21 protein-coding genes are annotated in these 18878 nt (G+C 69.5%); 7 read left to right on the forward strand and 14 right to left on the reverse strand.

Annotated elements, in window-relative coordinates; translation table 11 throughout:
• The first annotated feature begins 116 nt into the window (after positions 1-116).
• The 3 genes from rpsD (at position 117) to D3218_RS02415 (ending at position 2541) form a co-directional block, all read left to right on the forward strand.
• Positions 117-734 (forward strand): 30S ribosomal protein S4, encoded by a 618-nt coding sequence (gene rpsD, locus D3218_RS02405; RefSeq protein ID WP_119538274.1) that lies wholly within the window; start codon positions 117-119, stop codon positions 732-734.
• Between the two features lie 101 nt (positions 735-835).
• On the forward strand, positions 836-1717 hold the full coding sequence (ttcA, locus tag D3218_RS02410) for a tRNA 2-thiocytidine(32) synthetase TtcA (RefSeq protein WP_119538275.1): 882 nt from the start codon (positions 836-838) through the stop codon (positions 1715-1717).
• Entirely contained in the window at positions 1714-2541 is an 828-nt protein-coding gene (locus tag D3218_RS02415; RefSeq protein ID WP_119538276.1) for an inositol monophosphatase family protein, read from the forward strand. The genes ttcA and D3218_RS02415 overlap by 4 nt, the downstream gene beginning before the upstream one ends.
• Before the next feature lie 22 nt (positions 2542-2563).
• On the opposite strand, the gene D3218_RS02420 is transcribed toward D3218_RS02415, so the two are convergent.
• From D3218_RS02420 to purC, 9 genes are all read right to left on the reverse strand, one after another.
• Complete coding sequence (locus tag D3218_RS02420) at positions 2564-3838, reverse strand: multidrug effflux MFS transporter (RefSeq protein WP_119538277.1); 1275 nt, start codon at positions 3836-3838, stop codon at positions 2564-2566.
• 139 nt (positions 3839-3977) lie between these two features.
• A complete protein-coding gene (grxD, locus tag D3218_RS02425) occupies positions 3978-4322 on the reverse strand; it encodes a Grx4 family monothiol glutaredoxin (protein WP_119538278.1) in 345 nt (114 codons plus the stop codon).
• Positions 4323-4424: 102 nt separating this feature from the next.
• Positions 4425-4658: a BolA/IbaG family iron-sulfur metabolism protein gene (locus D3218_RS02430; protein WP_119538486.1), complete on the reverse strand. Its 234-nt coding sequence runs from the start codon at positions 4656-4658 to the stop codon at positions 4425-4427.
• A gap of 102 nt (positions 4659-4760) precedes the next feature.
• Positions 4761-6977: a phosphoribosylformylglycinamidine synthase subunit PurL gene (gene purL / locus D3218_RS02435; protein ID WP_119538279.1), complete on the reverse strand. Its 2217-nt coding sequence runs from the start codon at positions 6975-6977 to the stop codon at positions 4761-4763.
• 84 nt (positions 6978-7061) lie between these two features.
• On the reverse strand, positions 7062-7466 hold the full coding sequence (locus D3218_RS02440; protein ID WP_119538280.1) for a hypothetical protein: 405 nt from the start codon (positions 7464-7466) through the stop codon (positions 7062-7064).
• Positions 7459-7866 (reverse strand): hypothetical protein, encoded by a 408-nt coding sequence (locus tag D3218_RS02445; protein WP_245414886.1) that lies wholly within the window; start codon positions 7864-7866, stop codon positions 7459-7461. The genes D3218_RS02440 and D3218_RS02445 overlap by 8 nt, the downstream gene beginning before the upstream one ends.
• An 11-nt stretch (positions 7867-7877) precedes the next feature.
• Positions 7878-8561, reverse strand: a complete 684-nt coding sequence (purQ, locus tag D3218_RS02450) for a phosphoribosylformylglycinamidine synthase subunit PurQ (RefSeq protein WP_119538281.1) — start codon at positions 8559-8561, stop codon at positions 7878-7880.
• 11 nt (positions 8562-8572) lie between these two features.
• Complete coding sequence (purS, locus tag D3218_RS02455; protein ID WP_119538282.1) at positions 8573-8815, reverse strand: phosphoribosylformylglycinamidine synthase subunit PurS; 243 nt, start codon at positions 8813-8815, stop codon at positions 8573-8575.
• 67 nt (positions 8816-8882) lie between these two features.
• A complete protein-coding gene (purC, locus tag D3218_RS02460) occupies positions 8883-9647 on the reverse strand; it encodes a phosphoribosylaminoimidazolesuccinocarboxamide synthase (protein ID WP_119538283.1) in 765 nt (254 codons plus the stop codon).
• Positions 9648-9857: 210 nt separating this feature from the next.
• Between purC and D3218_RS02465 the strand changes: the two genes are divergently transcribed.
• The gene (locus D3218_RS02465) at positions 9858-10175 is read left to right on the forward strand and encodes a DUF1476 domain-containing protein (protein WP_119538284.1); all 318 of its coding nucleotides are present in this window, start codon (positions 9858-9860) and stop codon (positions 10173-10175) included.
• The gene (locus D3218_RS02470) at positions 10175-10936 is read left to right on the forward strand and encodes an HpcH/HpaI aldolase family protein (protein ID WP_119538285.1); all 762 of its coding nucleotides are present in this window, start codon (positions 10175-10177) and stop codon (positions 10934-10936) included. Before D3218_RS02465 ends, D3218_RS02470 begins: the two co-directional genes overlap by 1 nt.
• An 11-nt stretch (positions 10937-10947) precedes the next feature.
• Here D3218_RS02470 and D3218_RS02475 read toward each other — a convergent pair whose 3' ends face one another.
• On the reverse strand, positions 10948-11487 hold the full coding sequence (locus D3218_RS02475; protein ID WP_119538286.1) for an RBBP9/YdeN family alpha/beta hydrolase: 540 nt from the start codon (positions 11485-11487) through the stop codon (positions 10948-10950).
• A gap of 54 nt (positions 11488-11541) precedes the next feature.
• On the reverse strand, positions 11542-12987 hold the full coding sequence (gene cls, locus D3218_RS02480) for a cardiolipin synthase (protein ID WP_119538287.1): 1446 nt from the start codon (positions 12985-12987) through the stop codon (positions 11542-11544).
• 191 nt (positions 12988-13178) lie between these two features.
• Between cls and D3218_RS02485 the strand changes: the two genes are divergently transcribed.
• Positions 13179-13991: an endonuclease/exonuclease/phosphatase family protein gene (locus D3218_RS02485; protein WP_119538288.1), complete on the forward strand. Its 813-nt coding sequence runs from the start codon at positions 13179-13181 to the stop codon at positions 13989-13991.
• Positions 13992-14029: 38 nt separating this feature from the next.
• Here D3218_RS02485 and purB read toward each other — a convergent pair whose 3' ends face one another.
• The 3 genes from purB to D3218_RS02500 form a co-directional block, all read right to left on the reverse strand.
• Entirely contained in the window at positions 14030-15337 is a 1308-nt protein-coding gene (gene purB, locus D3218_RS02490) for an adenylosuccinate lyase (RefSeq protein ID WP_119538289.1), read from the reverse strand.
• An 87-nt stretch (positions 15338-15424) separates the two neighbouring features.
• On the reverse strand, positions 15425-16435 hold the full coding sequence (locus D3218_RS02495) for a P1 family peptidase (RefSeq protein WP_119538290.1): 1011 nt from the start codon (positions 16433-16435) through the stop codon (positions 15425-15427).
• A gap of 4 nt (positions 16436-16439) precedes the next feature.
• The gene (locus tag D3218_RS02500) at positions 16440-17507 is read right to left on the reverse strand and encodes an ABC transporter substrate-binding protein (protein WP_168990392.1); all 1068 of its coding nucleotides are present in this window, start codon (positions 17505-17507) and stop codon (positions 16440-16442) included.
• Between the two features lie 121 nt (positions 17508-17628).
• Between D3218_RS02500 and D3218_RS02505 the strand changes: the two genes are divergently transcribed.
• Positions 17629-18840 (forward strand): ABC transporter substrate-binding protein, encoded by a 1212-nt coding sequence (locus D3218_RS02505; protein WP_119538292.1) that lies wholly within the window; start codon positions 17629-17631, stop codon positions 18838-18840.
• The last annotated feature ends 38 nt before the right edge of the window (positions 18841-18878 follow it).

Below are 18878 nucleotides of genomic sequence, written 5' to 3' on the forward strand. Positions count from 1 at the left end.
GCTGTCGTGCGCTTCGTTCGGCGGCCCTGTCGGTCCGGCCCCGGTGCCGGACAAAGGAGGGCGCGTTTCCTGGCGTCGCGGATGGTCCGCGCGCGCCTCACATTCTGGGAAATGCGATGTCAAAGCGCGAGTCTTCCAAGTACAAAATCGATCGCCGCATGGGCGAGAACATCTGGGGCCGTCCGAAGTCCCCGGTGAACCGCCGCCAGTACGGCCCGGGCCAGCACGGCCAGCGCCGCAAGGGCAAGATGTCCGACTTCGGCACGCAGCTCCGTGCGAAGCAGAAGCTCAAGGGCTACTACGGCGACATTTCCGAGAAGCAGTTCCGCAAGACCTACGAGGAAGCCGCCCGTCGTCGTGGCGACACCTCGGAGAACCTGGTCGGCCTGCTCGAGTCGCGCCTCGACGCGATCGTGTATCGCGCCAAGTTCGTGCCGACGATCTGGGCCGCGCGCCAGTTCGTCAACCACGGCCACGTGAACGTCAACGGCGTGCGCACCAACATCGGCTCGTACCGCTGCAAGGCGGGCGATGTGATCGAGGTCCGTCAGAAGTCCAAGCAGCTCACCGTGCTGATCGAGGCGACCCAGCTCGCCGAGCGCGACGTGCCGGACTACATCGAGGCCGATCACTCCAAGATGGTCGCGACCTTCCAGCGCGTTCCGAACCTCGGCGACGTGCCGTATCCGGTCGTGATGGAGCCGAACCTGGTCGTCGAGTTCTACTCGCGCTGATCGGTTCGCACGACGCGACACCCACCAGAAGGCCGCCTCCGGGCGGCCTTTTGTTTTTCAGCCCGCTTTGTTAAGCGGAGCGCGAGACCGGAACCGAGACCATGCTGGACGACGCGCCGAACCTGCCGGCCGACGAGGCCCCGGACGCTGCCGACGCAGGCGGCGCGCATTCCCTGTTCCGCGACGTGCCCGACACCGTTTCCTTCAAGAAGCTGCGCAAGCGCCTGCTGCGCGAGATGCGGGAGACGATCGAGATCCATGCGATGGCGCGGCCCGGCACGCGCTGGCTGGTGGCGATCTCGGGCGGCAAGGATTCCTACTCGCTGCTCGCGCTGCTGCTGGACCTCAAGTGGCGCGGGCTTCTGCCGGTCGATCTCCTGGCCTGCAACCTCGACCAGGGGCAGCCGAACTTTCCGAAGCACGTCCTGCCCGAATGGCTGGCCGCCCACGGCATCGCGCACCGGATCGAGTATCGGGACACCTATTCCGTGGTGAAGGCGAAGGTGCCGGCCGGGGCGACCTACTGCTCGCTCTGCTCGCGCCTGCGCCGGGGCAACCTCTACCGCATCGCCCGCGAGGAGGGCTGCGAGGCCCTGGTGCTCGGGCACCACCGCGACGACAGCCTCGAGACGTTCTTCCTGAACATGGTCCATGGCGGCAAGCTCTCGGCGATGCCGGCCAAGCTCCTGAACGACGACGGCGATCTTCTGGTCCTGCGCCCGCTGATCCGCTCGGCCGAGGACGACATCGCGCGCTTCGCCGCCGCCATGCGCTTTCCCATCATCCCCTGCGATCTGTGCGGCAGTCAGGACGGGCTCCAGCGCAACGCCATGAAGACGTTCCTCTCCGACATGGAGACGCGCTTTCCCGGGCGTCGCGAGACGATCGCCCGCGCGCTCGCCAACGTCCGGCCGAGCCATCTCCTCGACCCCGCGCTCTTCGACTTCGCCAGCCTTCAGACCCGATCGGACCGAGACACGTGACATTCGACATCGATACGCTCGCCACCATTCTGCGCGACGCCGCGAAGGCGGAGATCATGCCCCGCTTCCGCCGGCTGGACGCGGGAGACATCCGCGAGAAGACCTCCGCGATCGACCTCGTGACCGAGGCGGACGAGAGCGCCGAGCGGTTCATCAAGGACGCCTGCGCCGGCGCCTTCCCGGACGCGCTGTTCGTGGGCGAGGAGAGCGTGGCGGCGGACCCGGCGCTGCTGCCGAGGATCGGCGAGGCCGAGCTCTCGATCGTCGTGGATCCGATCGACGGAACCGCGAACTACGCGATGGGCGCGCCGATGTTCGGCGTGATGGCGGCCGTGGTGTCCAAGGAGCGCACCGTCGGCGGCATCATCTACGACCCGCTGGGCGACGACTTCATGATCGCGGAGCGCGGAGCCGGCTCCTTCCTCGTGCGCCCGGACGGCGAGCGCCAGCGCCTGCGCGTGGCGGCGCCCGCGCCGGTCGAGGAACTGTTCGGCGTCGCCTCCTCGAGCTTCCTACCGCGCGAACAGCGCAGGCTGCTGCTCCAGCGCCTCGCCGACATCCGCGTCTTCGCCAACTACCGGACGGCGGCGCACGAGTATCGCCTGATGGCCTCGGGCCACGTCCACTTCCAGTTCTACCTGAAGCTCATGCCCTGGGACCATCTGGCCGGCTCGCTCCTGATCGAGGAGGCGGGCGGTCACGTGCGCAAGCTGGATGGCTCGCCCTACCTGCCGACCGACGTGGACGGCGGCCTCCTGACCGCGCCGGACGCCGAGACCTGGCAGGCGGTGCGCACCCTGATCGGGACCGACATCACCGCCTGACGGATCGACGGTGACCGGCGGCCTATTCGGCGGCCGCCGGTTCCACCACGCGCGGCCCGCCGTCGGGCGGGCTCCGGCGCTCGTTGAAGAGCTTGCCCTTCTCGGCCGCCAGCGTGCAGGCGATGGCGCCGAGCGACAGGAGGACGTATCCGGTCAGCAGCGGGATCAGCGTTCCGTCGTACATGTAGCCGATGATGCCGCCGAGCACGCCGCCGCCGAAGGTCTGCATGAAGCCGAGCACGGACGACGCCGTTCCGGCGACATGGCCGAGCGGGTCCATCGCCAGCGCGTTGAAGTTCGTGCCGATGAAGCCGAACATGCACAGGGACACGATCGTCATCGGCAGGTAGACCGCGAAGGGCGGCACGCCGCCGTTCATGAGCGCGATGGCCAAGTGCAGCAGGTTGAGCGCCAGGAAGATGCACAGGGCCGCGTGCGACAGGTGCCGCATGCCGAACCGCTCCACCAGACGCGAGTTGCTGAACGAGGCCACCGCCATGAAGATGGCGCCCGCCGAGAAGTAGAGCGTGAACTCGGGGCCGAGGCCGTAGACCGAAACGTAGACCTGCTCCGCCTGGTTGACGAAGGCGAACAGGACGCCGAACACCAGCGCCGTCGCCAGCGTGTAGCCGAAGGCCATGCGGTTGGTGACGACAACCCGGAAGGCCTGGAGCACGCGTGTCGCGGTCAGCGGCAGGCGGTCCTCCGGGTGCTGCGTCTCCGGCAGGCGGATCAGAGTCCAGAGCATCACGAAGGCGCCGAAGGCCGCCACGGCGATGAAGATCTCGTGCCAGTCGCCGAACAGCAGAACCACCTGGCCGAGATTGGGCGCGATCACCGGGATCGCCATGAAGATCATCATCACCAGCGACATGACGCTGGCCATCCGCGCGCCGCCGAAGCAGTCGCGCACCACCGAAACGGCGATGACGCGCGTCGCCGCGGCCCCGACGCCCTGGATGGCGCGCAGGGCCAGGAGCATGCCGAAGGTCGTGGAGAACACCGCCGCCACCGAGGCCAGCACGTAGACGCCGAGGCCGAACAGGAGCACCGGCCGCCGTCCGAAGCGGTCCGACAGCGTGCCGTAGAGGATCTGCGAGGCGCCGAACCCGAGGACGTAGGAGGTGATGACGAACTGCGCATGGTTCGGATTGGCCAGTTGCAGCGTCTGCGTGATGTTCGTCAGCGCCGGAATGAAGATGTCGATCGCCGCGGCATTCAGCGCCATGATGCAGGCGATCAGGGTCACGAGCTCCCAATATGGGATCCCGCGCACGGTCTTGGGCGCGCTCGACATGAGGTCCGATCTTTCGTTGGTCGAACTGGTTCTAGGCGGAACAGCCTGCAATGCAAGGAATACTGACGAACGGTCCGTCTTCGGCTCAAACGAAAACGGCCCGCTCGGGGGAGCGGGCCGTTGCAGGACGCCGGGCCGGTCAGGCCGCCGGCGAGGGGGCGTTCAGGGCGATGCCCTTGTCCCCGAAGAAATCCTGCAGCTCGCCCGCCTGGAACATCTCGCGAAGGATGTCGCAGCCGCCGACGAACTCGCCCTTCACGTAGACCTGCGGAATGGTCGGCCAAGAGCCGTATTCCTTGATCCCGTTGCGCAGATCGTCGGACGACAGGACGTTGACGCCCTTATAGGGCACGCCGAGATAGTTCAGGATCTGGACCACCTGGCCGGAAAAGCCGCATTGCGGGAAGTCCGGCGTTCCCTTCATGAAGACGATCACGTCGTTCGTCTTCACCTCGTTGTCGATCCAGTCGATGATGCCGGCCATGGCGAAATCCCGTGCTGTGGGCCCGCGAGCGCATCGCGGGCGGGGTGCGTCCCGGCTCACATACGATGTCGGGGCGCCGCTTTAAAGATGATGCCGTCGTTCCTACTTCGGCGCGCTGGTCTGCAGCGCCAGCGCATGAAGGATGCCGCCCATATTTCCCTGCAGCGCCTGATAGACCATCTGGTGCTGCTGCACGCGCGACTTGCCGCGAAAGCTCTCGGCCACGACCTCGGCGGCGTAGTGGTCGCCGTCGCCCGCGAGATCGCGGATCGTCACCGTGGCGTCGGGGATCGCGTCGCGGATCATCTTCTCGATGTCGTGGGCGTTCATGGGCATGCGCATATCTCCTGCCGGCGGCGCGGGGAAGGACCCGGCGACCGCCGGTTCAAGGATAGGGCCGATGCCGGGCCCGAGCAATCGAGACCGGCGCCGGTCGCATCAGGCGGCAGCCGTCTCCGCCGGGAGGCTTCCGGACATGAAGGCGGGGAACCAGCTTTCGTGTGCCACGGTCAGATCGGCCACGGCGCACGACAGCACGCCCTCGATCTCCAGCGCCGCGCCGCCCACCGTGCCGAGACGGCGGTGGGGCAGGGCGCCGAGCTCGGACGCGACGGCGTCCGCCGCCTCCGCCGGCACCGCCACCACGTAGCGCGCCTGGTCTTCGCCGAACAGCAGCGCGTGGCGCGGGCCCTCGCCGACGGACGCGCGGGCGCCCAGCCCGGCGGACACGCACATCTCCGCGAGCGCGACCGCCAGTCCACCGTCCGAGAGGTCGTGGCAGGCGGACACGCGGCCCGAGCGGATCAGCGCTCGCACGGCGTCGCCGTGCCGGCGCTCCGCTTCGAGATCGACCACCGGCGCGCCACCATCCTCGCGGCCCGCGATCTCCCGCAGGAAGATCGACGAGCCGAGATGCGCGCCGTCCGTGCCGACCAGGAAGAGCACGTCGCCTTCGCGCCAGCCGCCGATCGTCGCGGTCTTCGTGCGATCCTCGATCAGGCCGACGCCGCCGATGGTCGGGGTCGGCAGGATCGCGCGCCCGTGGGTCTCGTTGTAGAGCGACACGTTGCCGGAGACGATCGGGAAGCCTAGCGCCTCGCAGGCGGCGCCGATGCCCTGAACGGCCTTCACGAACTGGCCCATGATCTCGGGCTTCTCGGGATTGCCGAAGTTGAGGTTGTCGGTTGCGGCCAGCGGCTCGGCGCCCACGGCCGTCAGGTTGCGCCAGCACTCGGCCACGGACTGCGCCCCGCCCTGGAAAGGATCGGCCTCGCAGTAGCGTGGCGTGACGTCGGACGAGAAGGCCAGCGCCTTCGTGGGATGGCCGTCGACGCGCACGACACCGGCGTCGCCTCCGGGCCGCTGCATCGAATTGCCCTGGATCAGCGTGTCGTACTGCTCGAACACCCAGCGGCGCGAGGCGATGTCGGGCGAGCCCATGATGCGCAGGAGCGCCGCGCCGTAGTCCTTCGGCTCGGCGACATCGGCCACCGAGACCGCCTCGGCGGCCTTCGGCTCGATCCACGGACGGTCGTATTCCGGTGCCTCGTCGCCGAGTTCCTTGATCGGCAGGTTGGCGACCTCCTTGCCCTCGAACAGGATGCGGAAGCGCAGGTCGTCCGTGGTTCGGCCCACCACGGCGAAGTCGAGACCCCACTTCACGAAGATGGCCTCGGCCTCCTCGTGCTTCTCGGGGCGCAGAACCATGAGCATGCGCTCCTGGCTCTCGGACAGCATCATCTCGTAGGGGCTCATGCGCGCTTCGCGCACCGGCACCTTGTCGAGGGCGAGCTCGATGCCGAGATCGCCCTTTGCGCCCATCTCCACCGCCGAGCAGGTGAGGCCCGCGGCGCCCATGTCCTGGATCGCGATCACGGCGCCGGTCTGCATCAGCTCGAGGCAGGCCTCCAGCAGGCACTTCTCGGTGAACGGGTCGCCGACCTGCACGGTCGGGCGCTTCTCCTCGATCGTGTCGTCGAACTCGGCCGAGGCCATGGTCGCGCCGCCGACGCCGTCGCGGCCCGTCTTGGCGCCGAGATAGACCACCGGCAGGCCGACGCCTTCGGCCTTGGAGTAGAAGATCGCGTCGGTCTTCGCCAGCCCGGCGGCGAAGGCGTTGACGAGGCAGTTGCCGTTGTAGCGCGGGTGGAAGTTCACCTCGCCGCCCACGGTCGGCACGCCGAACGAATTGCCGTAGCCGCCGACGCCGGCGACCACGCCCGAAACGAGGTGGCGGGTCTTGGGATGGTCCGGCGCGCCGAAGCGCAGCGCGTTCATCGCGGCGATCGGCCGCGCGCCCATGGTGAACACGTCGCGCAGGATGCCGCCGACGCCGGTCGCCGCGCCCTGGTAGGGCTCGATATAGGACGGGTGGTTGTGGCTCTCCATCTTGAAGACCACGCAGTCGCCGTCGCCGATGTCCACCACCCCGGCGTTCTCGCCCGGACCCTGGATCACGCGCGCGCCCTTGGTTGGCAGGGTGCGCAGCCACCTCTTGGACGACTTGTAGGAACAGTGCTCGTTCCACATCGCCGAGAAGATGCCGAGTTCGGTGATCGTCGGCTCGCGCCCGATCAGGTCGAGAATGCGCTGGTACTCGTCCGGCTTCAGGCCATGGCCGGCGATGAGCTCCGGGGTGATCTGGATGTCGGCCATGGAGACTCCGAAACGGTCTGGAAAACTGGCGCGGGCTCCCCGCGTCTCAGGCGGGGGGAAGCGGGCGGTGCGAAAGGCGGTGCGTCATCTGGCGCGTACCCAATCCGACCGGTTGCGGCAAGGGCCGACATCGGCCGCCGCGCGAAGGATCGTCGCGTCGTCCTCGACCTGGCTGACCGCACCGTCGATCCGCCGCTGGAGGATCAGCAGCGTGTGGTCCGGCCGCCCGTCGCGCATCGGCGCGCGCAGGCAAACGGCGTAGCCGCGCGCCGGATCGGCGAACACGAACCCGCGGGTACGCTCGAACGCCTGCCGCCGGTAGATCGCGGCGCCGGTGTCGCCGATGTAGCGCGTCTCGGCCGCGTTCGGTGCGGGTGCGGCCGGAGCAGTGAGCGGCGCCGCATCGGTCCGGCAGCCGGCAAGCGCGGCGGCTGTCAGCACCAGAAGGCCGAAACCGACCCGGAGCGCGCTCGATCCGCGTTCAGGCATCGCAGCTTGTGGAACCCGCACGCCAGCGTCCGAGGTCGCTCTCGAGGCGGGCCCGGAGCGGCGTGCCGAGAAGCGGGCCGTAGGTGGCGACGTCGGTGGAGCCGGCGGCGCCTTCGACCACGAGAAGCGGCCGCGCCTCGGGGCGGCCCTTGGGCACCAGCAGAAAGCGCGGACGGCCGGAGAACGAGGAAAGCTCGGGCGCGATGCTGTAGCTCGCGAAGTCGGGATCGCGCGACTTGAACCAGCAGCGGTTGGCGGTCAGCGTCAGCCGCTCCATCCGGTCGAGCCCCGTGTCCGCCTTCTTGACCGCGACCTTTTCCGGCTCGGGCACGCGGGACGCGCAGCCCGCGACGACCAGGAGGCCCGCCAACGCGAGCCCGGCCGGCAGCATCCGCGACATGGCCGTCGTCCTCAAGCGGCGAGACCGCGACCGAGAAGGCCGAGCGCGCCCTGGAAAAGGGGGCGACCATCGGTGCCGCCGTGCTCCGGCTCCACGAGGTTTTCCGGGTGCGGCATCATGCCGAGAACATTGCCGCGATCGTTGACGATGCCGGCGATGTCGTTGATCGCACCGTTGGGATTGGTGCCCTCCGCATAGCGGAACACGACGCGGCCTTCGCCCTCGATGCGCGCGAGCGTCTCGGCCTCGGCGAAGTAGTTGCCGTCGTGGTGCGCCACGGGCGAGCGGATGATCTGATCCTGCGCGTAGCCCGAAGTGAACAGCGTCTGTGCGTTGGTGACCTTGAGCTTCACCTCGCGGCAGACGAAACGCAGGCTCGTGTTGCGCATCAGCGCGCCCGGCAGAAGGCCTGCCTCGCACAGGATCTGGAAGCCGTTGCAGACGCCGAGCACCGGCACGCCGGCGGCGGCCTTCTCGGCGACGGCCCGCATCACCGGCGAGCGCGCGGCGATCGCCCCGCAGCGCAGGTAGTCGCCGAACGAGAAGCCGCCCGGCACGACGATCAGGTCGACATCGGGGATCTGCGTCTCGGTCTGCCAGACGGTCGCGGGAGCCCGGCCGGAGATCGTGGTGAGCGCCGCGATCATGTCGCGGTCGCGGTTGAGGCCCGGCAGGAGGACGACGGCGGACTTCATGGGCGGGCTCCTCAAACGAGCTCGATCGCGTAGTTCTCGATCACCGTGTTGGCGAGCAGCTTTTCGCACATCGCCTTGAGGTCGCCTTCCGCCTTGGCGCGGTCGGTGCCGTCGACCTCGACGTCGAAAACCTTGCCCTGGCGTACGCCGGACACGCCTTCGAAGCCCAGCGTGCCGAGGGCCCCTTCGATCGCCTTGCCCTGAGGATCCAGGACGCCGTTCTTGAGGGTGACGACGATGCGCGCCTTGATCACGTTGTCTGCCTGCCTTGCGAATGAACCAATCGGAGAGCCGGAGCCGGCTGCGACACGGGACGCCGTGCTACTTGACCAACACCGGCCCGGAAGGGCGGGGCGGCTCGTTCTCGTTCATGATGCCGAGCCGGCGCGCGACCTCCTGGTAGGCCTCCACGAGGCCGCCCATGTCTCGGCGGAAGCGATCCTTGTCGAGCTTGTCCTGAGTCTGCACGTCCCAGAGACGGCACGAGTCGGGCGAGATCTCATCGGCCACGATGATGCGCATCATGTCGCCCTCGAACAGACGGCCGGTCTCGATCTTGAAGTCCACGAGCTGGATGCCGACGCCGAGGAAGAGGCCGGACAGGAAGTCGTTGACGCGGATGGCGAGCGCCATGATGTCGTCGATTTCCTGCGGCGTCGCCCAGCCGAAGGCCGTGATGTGCTCTTCCGACACCATCGGGTCGTCGAGCTGGTCGGCCTTGTAGTAGAACTCGATGATCGAGCGCGGCAGCACCGTGCCTTCCTCGATGCCGAGCCGCTTGGCCAAGGAGCCGGCGGCGACGTTGCGCACCACCACCTCGAGCGGGATGATCTCGACTTCCTTGATAAGCTGCTCACGCATGTTGAGCCGCCGGATGAAGTGCGTCGGGATGCCGATCTTGTTCAGATGGCTGAAGATGTACTCGGAGATGCGGTTGTTGAGGACGCCCTTGCCGTCGACGACCTCGTGCTTCTTCTTGTTGAAGGCGGTGGCGTCGTCCTTGAAGAACTGAACCAGCGTGCCGGGCTCGGGACCCTCGTAAAGGATCTTGCCCTTGCCTTCGTAGATACGGCGGCGACGTGTCATGGATAATGCCTGATCGCGTAAAAGGGCGAGTCGAACGCCGACCCGCGAAAACCATATGTCTCCCGCGGGTGAATAGACCAAACGCCGTGCCTAAACAATCGCAAACCAGAAGCGGCGCGCGGAGCGCCCGCGTGACGATTGCTGGACAAGGCGGGCCGAGCCGCTAGCATGGTCACGACAAGCATGCGCAAGTGACGAAAGGACATCGGAATGTCGCTGAACGATCGGGGCCAGGATTTCGAGGCACGCTACGCCCACGACGAGGAACGCAAGTTCCGCATCGAGGCGCGGGCGACCAAACTCCTGGGCCTCTGGGCGGCCGGCAAGCTCGGCAAGGACGGTGCGGAAGCGGACGCCTACGCCCTGGCGCTCGCCCAGCTCGACCTCGGCGCGAGGGGGCCGGAGGACGTGTTCGCCAAGATCCGCGCGGATTTCGACGCGGCCAGCGTGAACCAGTCGGACCACCAGATCGAGCGCCATCGGAGCGAGTGCCTGGACGAGGCGGCTCGGCAGATCGCGGCATCCTGATGAGCCTGACGCGGCTGCGGGACCTTCTCGCGCGGCCCGAGCCGGTCCTCAGCGGCTGGTCGAGCCTCGCGGACCCCGTGGTCCACGAGATCCTGCTGCGTGCCTTCGACGCGCTGGTTCTGGACGGCCAGCACGGGCTCGCGGGGGTCGCCGACCTGCGCGAGGGTTGCGCCCGCGCGGCGCTTCTCGGCAAGCCGGCGATCGTCCGCGTCGCGCCCGGCGACCTGGCGCTCGCCGGACGCGCGGCCGATCTCGGCGCGGCGGGCGTCATTCTGCCCATGGTGGACAGTGCCGACGAGGCGCGGGCCTTCGCCAGGTCGCTGCGCTACATGCCCGGCGGCACGCGCTCGTTCGGGCCGACGCGGGCGGCCGACCTCTTCGGCATGACCCCGCGAGACTACATGCGGGCGGCCGACGAGGCGGTGGTGTCGTTCGCGATGATCGAGACCGCCGCCGCCTATGCCGACCTCGACGCGATCCTCGCCGTGCCCGAACTCGGCGGCGTCTTCGTCGGCCCGTCCGACCTCTCGATGGCGCTCGGAGACGGCGTCCTCGATCCGCAGGGAGAAGCCAACGACCGCGCGATCGCGCACATCGCAGCCCGCGCCCGGGCAGCCGGCAAGGCGGTCGCCATCTACGCCCTGGATGCGGCGGATGCGCGCCGATACGCGGACATGGGCTGCCAGTTGATCGGCATCGCGTCCGACGTCGGCATCCTCAAGGCGGGGTGCGCGCGGCTCGCGTCGGAATTCCGGGGCTGACGCGCCGCCCGTCAGGGCGCCGGAAGCCGAGACAGGAACTTGCCGAAAGTGAGCAGCCCCTCGGGCCAGGGGCCGTGGCCGCTCGCCTCGTCCAGCCCACCGGACTCGCCGGCGTCCACGAACAGGGAGCCCCAGGCGGCCGCCACGTCCTCGATCGCGTCGAAGGAATGGTCCGGCGCGCCGCGGCTCGCCACCACGATCGACGGGAAGGGAAGCGGCTCGCGGCTGTAGGCCTCGAAGCCCGACGCGCCGTCGCCGAGGTCCGTCGGCGCGACGAAGAAGGCGCCGGCGGCGGGGCGCCGGAACAGCGGCGCGGCGGCGACGGCGGCGGCAACGCCGAGCGCATGGGCGACGATCACGGGCGGGCGTTCCGCGCGCGACACCGCATCGGCCACGGCCGCGATCCAGGCCTTCGCGTCGTGCGGGTCGGCCGCGGGTGGTGCCACCCGGCTGGCGGTCGACAGCTTCGCCTCCCAGCGGGATTGCCAGTGCTGCTCGGAAGCGCCTTCGAGGCCTGGAACGATCAGGATATCGACGTCTGAAACTCGCATCGTTTGCAGATGCGAAGGGGCGCGCGCCTTGTCAAGGCGGCGCAACGCGCGCGTTCACAGCAGCGGGCTGATGAGCCGCGTGACGTTCTCGCCGAGTTGGATCATGAAGCCGCGCTTGTTCCAGTCCTCGAGGTTCAGCCGGTGGCTCTTGGCGCGGTAGTCGTCCTCGATCGCGCGCAGATCGCGCACCGTATCTTCGCTGTAGGCGATCAGCGTCACCTCGGAGTTCAGCTCGAACGAGCGTCGGTCCATGTTGGCCGAGCCGACGATGGCGATGTCGTCGTCGATCGACAGATGCTTGGCATGGAGGAACCGCTCCCGGTAGAGCATCACCTCGACGCCGGCCTCCAGCAGCTCGTCGTAGTAGGACTGCTGGGCGCGGTCGATCAACAGGCTGTTGGTGGTGGAGGTGACGAAGAGCGTGACCCGCACGCCCTTGGAAACCGCCGTGCGCATGGCCAGGAGCAGCGGCTCGTTGGGAATGAAGTAGGGCGTCGCCAGGACCACGCGCTGCCGCGCGCTGTAGATCAGGTCGGTGAATAGGATGTCGACGCCGGCTTCCGGGTAGTCCGGCCCCGACGGTAGAACCTGAGCCGTCGCCGTCCGGTCGGCCGAGGGCGGCTCGGGCGCCGGCATCAGCTCGGGCGAGCCGATATCCTCGGCCGTCTCCAGGTACCAGTCGCCGATGAAGATCGCCTGGAGTTCGAGCACCACCGGTCCCTCCACCCGGGCCATGAGCTCGCGATAGAAGGTCTTCGGCTCGTATTCGATGCGGTGCATGTTCTGCGAGCCGACCCAGCCGACCTTGCCGTCCACCACCACGATCTTGCGATGGTTGCGCAGGTCCATGCGCGTCGCCTGGTTCCAGAAGCGCAAGGGCAGGATCAGGCGCAGCTCGACGCCGGTGGTCCGAAGACGCTTGGCGATGGCCTTGCGATCGCGCGACGAGCCCACGGCGTCGATCAGGAGGCGGCACTTCACGCCGCGCCGCGCGGCCCGTTCGAGTGCACTCAGCACCTTGTTTCCCGCCTGGTCGTTCTGGAGGATGTAGACCATCACGTGGGCGTGGTGCCGGGCGGAGTCGATGTCGGCGGCGATGCGGTCCACCACGCGGTTGTAGTCCGCGTCCAGCACGATGCGGTTGTCGGCGAGGCTGGGAAACCGGCCGATCCGATGCACGAGGTGGGCAGTCATGCGATGGTGCGGGCGCAGGGTGCGCATGCCGCCCATGCCCTCCAGCGTCATGTGGGCGATGGCATGCCGGATGATGTCGGGCACCTTCTCGATGCGGTCGCGCCGCCATTTCGGATGGCGTGCGTTGCCGACGGCGAGGTAAACCACGAGCGCGCCCCAGGGCAGGAAGAAGAACAGCAGCAGCCAGGCCTGCGCCGCCACCGGGCTGCGCCGGAACGGGATGTAGATGACCGCGCCGATCAGGATGGCCCAGCTCAGGAACGCCAGGACCATCGGCAGGACCGTGCCGTCGAGATATTGGACCATCCTCGTCTCGACCCCCGGTCGCCACGCCGCCGGGCCTGCCTTGCACAGGTCCGTATCGAGCGATATGGGCGTCGGCGCGCGGGGGACGAGGGACCGCCCGGCAAGATCGTCGGCGGAACGGGCGCTCCCGGCGCCGCGTTTAGGGGCTCGACCGCACGCGAAGGCGGAACGGTTGCGGAAGCGGTGAGGGCATGTTGCGGATCGTCTACGCCAATCTGGGCTACAGCCGGGACATCGACGGCTCCATCGGGCACCATGTGCGCAGAGCCCATCACCACGTGTTCACGACGCGGCGGGTGCAGTTGCGAAGCCTCGGCCTCGTGCGCCAGCGCCTCGCCGAGCTGCAGCCGGACCTGTCCTGCTTCGCCGAGATCGACAAGGGGTCGCTCACCAACGGCTTCTTCGACCAGGTCGGGGCCCTGGCGGAAGCGCATCACACGACGGTGCGGATCGACAACAAGTACAGCGCCGACCGGCGCTTCCGCCGCCTGTCGGTTTCGCGCGGCAAGTCCAACGCGTTTCTCGCATCGCGTCCGCTGACCTACGTCGCCAGATACCTGTCGGCCGGCAAGAAGCGCCTCGTCTACGACATCAACATTTCGGGCGTGCGCATCCTGATGGCGCACCTGTCGCTGCGCTACCACGTGCGCTGCCTCCAGATGGCGGAGCTGGCGCGCTGGGTCGGAGAAAGCGACGCGCCGACCGTGGTGATCGGCGACTTCAACCTGTTCCGGGGCGCGGGCGAGTTGCGCCCGCTCTTGGCGGATGGGCGGCTCGTCCATGCCAATGCCCATTCCGGTCCAACCTTCCGCCTCGGGCCCTATCGCGCCGCGCTCGACATCTGCCTCCTGTCGCGCGACCTGCGCGACCATTGCCGGGTCGCGATCCTCGACCAGCCCTATTCGGACCACCAGATGATCCAGCTCGACATCGCGGGCGTGGAGGAACGGGGGGCGCCGCTGGAAACGCCGATCCTCGTGACGGCCGACGCACAGGCCGCCTGACGCCGGGCGGATCGTCCCGCCCGGCGCCCCGTTCGCGGTCAGGCCGCGCCGAACACGCGGGCGAAGATCGTGTCGACGTGCTTGGTGTGGTAGCCGATGTCGAACTTCTCGCGGATTTCCGCCTCGGAGAGCGCCGCCGTCACCTCGGCGTCGGCCAGCAGTTCCTCGAGGAAGTCGGCGCCGTGCTCCCAGACCTTCATCGCGTTGCGCTGGACGAGCCGGTAGGCGTCCTCGCGGCTGACGCCCGCCTGGGTAAGCGCGAGCAGCACGCGCTGCGAGTGGACGAGCCCTTTGAACTGGTTGAGGTTGCGGTCCATCCGCTCCGGGTAGACGAGCAGCTTGTCGATCACGCCGGTGAGGCGGGCGAGGGCGAAGTCCAGCGTCACCGTCGCGTCGGGCCCGATGTAGCGTTCGACGGAGGAGTGCGAGATGTCCCGCTCGTGCCAGAGCGCGACGTTCTCCATGGCCGGCATCGCGAAGGCGCGCACCATCCGGGCGAGGCCGGTCAGGTTCTCGGTGAGCACCGGGTTGCGCTTGTGCGGCATGGCCGACGAGCCCTTCTGTCCGGGCGAGAAGAATTCCTCGGCCTCCAGCACCTCGGTGCGCTGCAGGTGGCGGATCTCGGTCGCGAGCCGCTCGATGGACGAGGCGATCACCGCCAGCGTCGCGAAGTACATCGCGTGCCGATCGCGCGGGATGACCTGCGTCGAGACGGGTTCGGGCTTCAGCCCCAGCGCCTCGGCGACATGCTCCTCGACGCGCGGGTCGATGTTGGCGAAGGTGCCGACGGCGCCGGAGATGGCGCAGGTGGCGACCTCCTCGCGCGCGGCGCGCAGGCGCTCGCGGCAGCGGTCGAACTCGGCATAGGCGAGGGCGAGCTTGACGCCGAAGGTGGTCGGCTCGGCATGGATGCCGTGGCTGCGACCGATGGTGACCGTGTCCTTGTGCTCCAACGCGCGGCGCTTCAGCGCGGCCAGGAGCGCGTCCATGTCGGCGAGCAGGAGGTCGGTCGCGCGCACGAGCTGGACGTTGAAGCAGGTGTCAAGCACGTCGGACGAGGTCATGCCCTGGTGGACGAAGCGCGAGTCCGGGCCGACGAACTCGGCCAGATGCGTCAGGAAGGCGATCACATCGTGCTTGGTGACGCGCTCGATCTCGTCGATCCGGTCCACGTCGAACGTCGCCGCACCGCCCTTTTCCCAGATCGTCCGGGCGGCTTCCTCGGGGATCACGCCGAGTTCGGCCAGCGCGTCGCAGGCGTGGGCCTCGATCTCGAACCAGATCCGGAACTTGGTCTCCTGCGACCAGACGGCGACCATCTCGGGGCGGGAATAGCGGGGGATCATGGGCGAGGCCTTTCGCGCGCGGCATACGGGAGGTTCGCCGCGCTGTAACAGACCCCCGCGCCCGCCTCAATCAGCGCCGGCGCGCGCTCATGCCAGTTCCCGCCAGCAGGGGCGCAGGTCGCCCGGCGCGGGAGCGGCGGCGTGGACGCCGCGCGCGATCGCCCGCGCCATGACGGCGGCGGCCGCCGCCGCAAGCTCGATCCGCTCGGCGCCGTCGGGGCGCCAGCCGCTCCCGCCGGTTGCGGCCGCGAACACGAGGTCGCCGTCGAAATCCGTATGGGCCGGCCAGATCGCGCGGGCGAAGCCGTCATGCGCCGCGACCGCCAGCCGGCGCGCGCCGCCCTTGTCCAGCACGGCGTCCGTCGCCACCACCGCTATGGTCGTGGCCGCGCCCGACTGCGGCGCGAGCTTGGTGGGGGGCGGCGCCGACATGGCGGGGTGCGGATCCGGGAGGCCGAGCCCGCCGAACTCGGCGTCGAGCTCGAACGGGGCGGCATGGAAATGCCGCGTGGCGCCGATCAGCGGGGAGCCGACCGCGTTCACCGCGACCAGCGCCGCCACCGTCGCGCCGGAGGGGAGAACCACGGAAGCCGAGCCGAGCCCGCCCTTCACGAGCGCCGTGGTGGCGCCCGTGCCGGCCCCGACGCTGCCGAGCGCGAAGGCGGCACCCGCCGCCTCGGCGGCGCGAAGCCCCAGCTCGCGATAGGGCGAATGAAGACCCCAGTCCTTATCGCCGCCGTTGGCGAGGTCGAACAGGATCGCCGCCGGAACCAGGGGCACCCGGTGGCCTGCGACCTCGAACCCGCGCCCCGCCCGGCGCAGGAAGGCCTGCACGCCCGACGCCGCGTCGAGGCCGAAGGCGGAGCCGCCCGACAGGACCAGGGCGTCGATGCCCGGCACCAGCTTGTCCGGCGCGAGAAGCTCGGTCTCCCGCGTGCCCGGAGCGCCGCCCAGAATCTCCACGGCGGCCACGCAGGGGCGGTCGAACAACACCGCGGTCGTGCCGCTCTTCAACCGCTCGTCCTGCGCATGACCGACCATGAGGCCGGGAACGTCGGTCAGGAGGTTGCGCGGGCCGGCCCGCCAGAGGCGCGACACGACCTCAGCCCTGCGTCTGCGCCAAGAAGCGCGTGCCGTCCCAGCGATAGGGGCGGAAGGGAACGATGTCGGCAGAGCCGTCTCCACGGAAGCGCACGAGGCCGGCCGAGGTGACGAACGTCTCGACGTTCAGGACGTCGGCCAGGGTGCGGCCCTCGGCGGACGCACGGCGCGCGGCCTCGATCGCGATCTCCGCGCCCACGCGGGCGACCCGGGCATAGCCCTCGTCCTCGGGGGCGGTCTCGGACGGCGTCCAATCGACGTCGAAGCCGGACGCCACGGCGGTCACGCCCGCCGGCAGGGTTGCGCCGTCCGCCGCGTCCACCAGCGATTCGCCGCCGACCGCCTCGATCGACAGCCCGATCTCGGCCGCGTCGCGCAGGATGATCGCGGTGTCGCTGCGCGCGCCCAGGAACAGGACGCGCATGACGCCGCTCTGCCGAAGGCGCCGGACCAGCGGGAACTGCTTCTCCTCAGCCGGGCGATAGGTGTCGGTCACCGACGCGCGCAGCCCGCTTTCGTCCAGGGCCTGGCGCAGCTTGTCGGCAAGGTCCCGCGACTGGGGCGAGCCGTCCTCGACCATCGCGAAGGGGCTGTCCGGCCAGTGTTCGCGCACGAACGCGGAGAGCGCGACGACCTCGGCGTCCGCCGCCGGAGCGAGGCGCCAGAGGAGAGCGCCGTCCTTCTCGCGATGGCGCTGGATGCGCGTGGCCCGCACGCCCACGTCGATCACCGGGATGCCGGCGGCCGTCAGCCCCGGCAGCGCGGCCTCCAGCGCCACGGCGCAGAGGAAGCCGACGGCCAGCGTCGCGCGCGCCTCGGTCAATGCGGCGACGGCCTCCCGGCCGCCCTCGGTCGTGCAGCCGGTGTCGGCCCGCGCCGCGCCGACCCCGGCCGCGCTCGACGCGCGCTCCGCGCCCACGGCGATCTGCCGTCCGAGGATGTCGCTCGGGCCGGTGAGGGGGGCGGCGATCCCGACGACGATCCCGTCCGCCGTCTGGGCGGCGGCGCCGGCGAGAGGGGCGGCGGCGAGCACGATCGCGAGAGCGAGCCGGGGCGGGGTGCGGATCATGGCCTCTTCTACCGCCATCCGCCGCCGGGCGCGAGGCGCCTTCGCTTGACCCTCCGCGCGGGCCCCGCTTAAGTCGCGGCAAGCCGCCGCTAGGGCGCGCCATCAGTTCGGGAGTCTACGCATGATCGGCGGACGCAAAGCCATTCTCGGCCTCACGGCCTCATTCTTGGCGCTCGGCGTGTCCGCCGCGTCGGCGCAGGACGCCGCGCTGAAGCTGGGCTTCATCGGTGGCATCACCGGGCCGATCGAAAGCCTCATGCCGCCGATCACCAACGCCGCCAAGCTGGCCGTCTCGCAGGTCAACGAAGCCGGCGGAATCGGAGCGGGCGGCGCCAAGGTGGAGATGGTGATCGGCGACGACGGCTGCGTCGACGCCGCCCGCGCCTCGGACGCCGCCGACCGTCAGGTGAACTCGGAGAAGGTCGTGGGCATCGTCGGCGCCATGTGCTCCGGCGCCACCATCGCCGCGGCCAACGCGGCGGCGATTCCGGGCGGCGTGGTGATGGTTTCGCCGGCGTCCACCTCGCCCGCCGTGAGCGATCTCGACGACAAGGACCTCGTGTTCCGCACCGCGCCCTCCGACGCCTACCAGGGCGAGGTCCTGGCGCGCGTGGTGCGCAAGAACAATATCGACAACGTCGCCATCACCTACGTGAACAACGACTACGGCACCGGGTTCGCCCAGGCCTTCCAGAAGGCGTTCGAGGCCGACGGCGGCACGGTCACCGTTTCGCAGGCGCACGAGGACGGCAAGGCGGACTATCGGGCCGAGATCGGCTCGCTCGCGTCCTCCGGCGCGGATGCGCTGGTCGTGCTCGCCTATGTCGACGGCTCGGGCGGCCGCATCGTGTCGCAGGCGCGCGAGACGGGCGACTTCTCGACCTTCATCGGCGGCGACGGCATGGTGGGCGGCAACCTGACCAACGCGAGCGGCGGCGACGAGACGCTGATCCTGACCCGCCCCGGCGGCACGGCGGCGGTGGGCGCGGAGACCTTCGCGGCGGCGGCCAAGGCGGCGAACCTCGATCCGTCCGCCACCTATGCCTCGACCTCCTACGACGCAGCCTTCGCGCTGCTGCTGGCGCTGGAGAAGACCGGCGGCTCGCGCGACGGCCTCTCCCAGGCGCTGCGCGACGTCGCCTCGGCGCCCGGCGAAGTGATCCTGCCGGGCGAGTGGACCAAGGCCAAGCAGCTCATCGCGGCGGGCAAGGACATCAACTACGAGGGTGCGTCCGGCGCGCTGGAGTTCGACGCCAAGGGCGACGTGCCCGGCTCCTACGACGAAGTGACCGTCAAGGACGGGCAGATCGTGGTGGTCGGCCCGGCCATGTAAGCCGAACGGCCGAGACGCGAATTGGGAAAGGGCCCCGG

The organism is Aureimonas flava, from assembly GCF_003583935.1.
GTDB classification, from domain to species: domain Bacteria; phylum Pseudomonadota; class Alphaproteobacteria; order Rhizobiales; family Rhizobiaceae; genus Aureimonas; species Aureimonas flava.

Excerpts from the sequence above, each read along its gene's own strand:
- rpsD (WP_119538274.1), top strand. The coding sequence starts at position 117 with ATGTCAAAGCGCGAGTCTTCCAAGTACAAAATCGATCGCCGCATGGGC.
- ttcA (WP_119538275.1), top strand. The coding sequence starts at position 836 with ATGCTGGACGACGCGCCGAACCTGCCGGCCGACGAGGCCCCGGACGCT.
- D3218_RS02420 (WP_119538277.1), bottom strand. The coding sequence starts at position 3,838 with ATGTCGAGCGCGCCCAAGACCGTGCGCGGGATCCCATATTGGGAGCTC.
- grxD (WP_119538278.1), bottom strand. The coding sequence starts at position 4,322 with ATGGCCGGCATCATCGACTGGATCGACAACGAGGTGAAGACGAACGAC.
- D3218_RS02430 (WP_119538486.1), bottom strand. The coding sequence starts at position 4,658 with ATGCCCATGAACGCCCACGACATCGAGAAGATGATCCGCGACGCGATC.
- purL (WP_119538279.1), bottom strand. The coding sequence starts at position 6,977 with ATGGCCGACATCCAGATCACCCCGGAGCTCATCGCCGGCCATGGCCTG.
- D3218_RS02440 (WP_119538280.1), bottom strand. The coding sequence starts at position 7,466 with ATGCCTGAACGCGGATCGAGCGCGCTCCGGGTCGGTTTCGGCCTTCTG.
- D3218_RS02445 (WP_245414886.1), bottom strand. The coding sequence starts at position 7,866 with ATGTCGCGGATGCTGCCGGCCGGGCTCGCGTTGGCGGGCCTCCTGGTC.
- purQ (WP_119538281.1), bottom strand. The coding sequence starts at position 8,561 with ATGAAGTCCGCCGTCGTCCTCCTGCCGGGCCTCAACCGCGACCGCGAC.
- purC (WP_119538283.1), bottom strand. The coding sequence starts at position 9,647 with ATGACACGTCGCCGCCGTATCTACGAAGGCAAGGGCAAGATCCTTTAC.
- D3218_RS02465 (WP_119538284.1), top strand. The coding sequence starts at position 9,858 with ATGTCGCTGAACGATCGGGGCCAGGATTTCGAGGCACGCTACGCCCAC.
- D3218_RS02470 (WP_119538285.1), top strand. The coding sequence starts at position 10,175 with ATGAGCCTGACGCGGCTGCGGGACCTTCTCGCGCGGCCCGAGCCGGTC.
- D3218_RS02475 (WP_119538286.1), bottom strand. The coding sequence starts at position 11,487 with ATGCGAGTTTCAGACGTCGATATCCTGATCGTTCCAGGCCTCGAAGGC.
- cls (WP_119538287.1), bottom strand. The coding sequence starts at position 12,987 with ATGGTCCAATATCTCGACGGCACGGTCCTGCCGATGGTCCTGGCGTTC.
- D3218_RS02485 (WP_119538288.1), top strand. The coding sequence starts at position 13,179 with ATGTTGCGGATCGTCTACGCCAATCTGGGCTACAGCCGGGACATCGAC.
- purB (WP_119538289.1), bottom strand. The coding sequence starts at position 15,337 with ATGATCCCCCGCTATTCCCGCCCCGAGATGGTCGCCGTCTGGTCGCAG.
- D3218_RS02500 (WP_168990392.1), bottom strand. The coding sequence starts at position 17,507 with ATGATCCGCACCCCGCCCCGGCTCGCTCTCGCGATCGTGCTCGCCGCC.
- D3218_RS02505 (WP_119538292.1), top strand. The coding sequence starts at position 17,629 with ATGATCGGCGGACGCAAAGCCATTCTCGGCCTCACGGCCTCATTCTTG.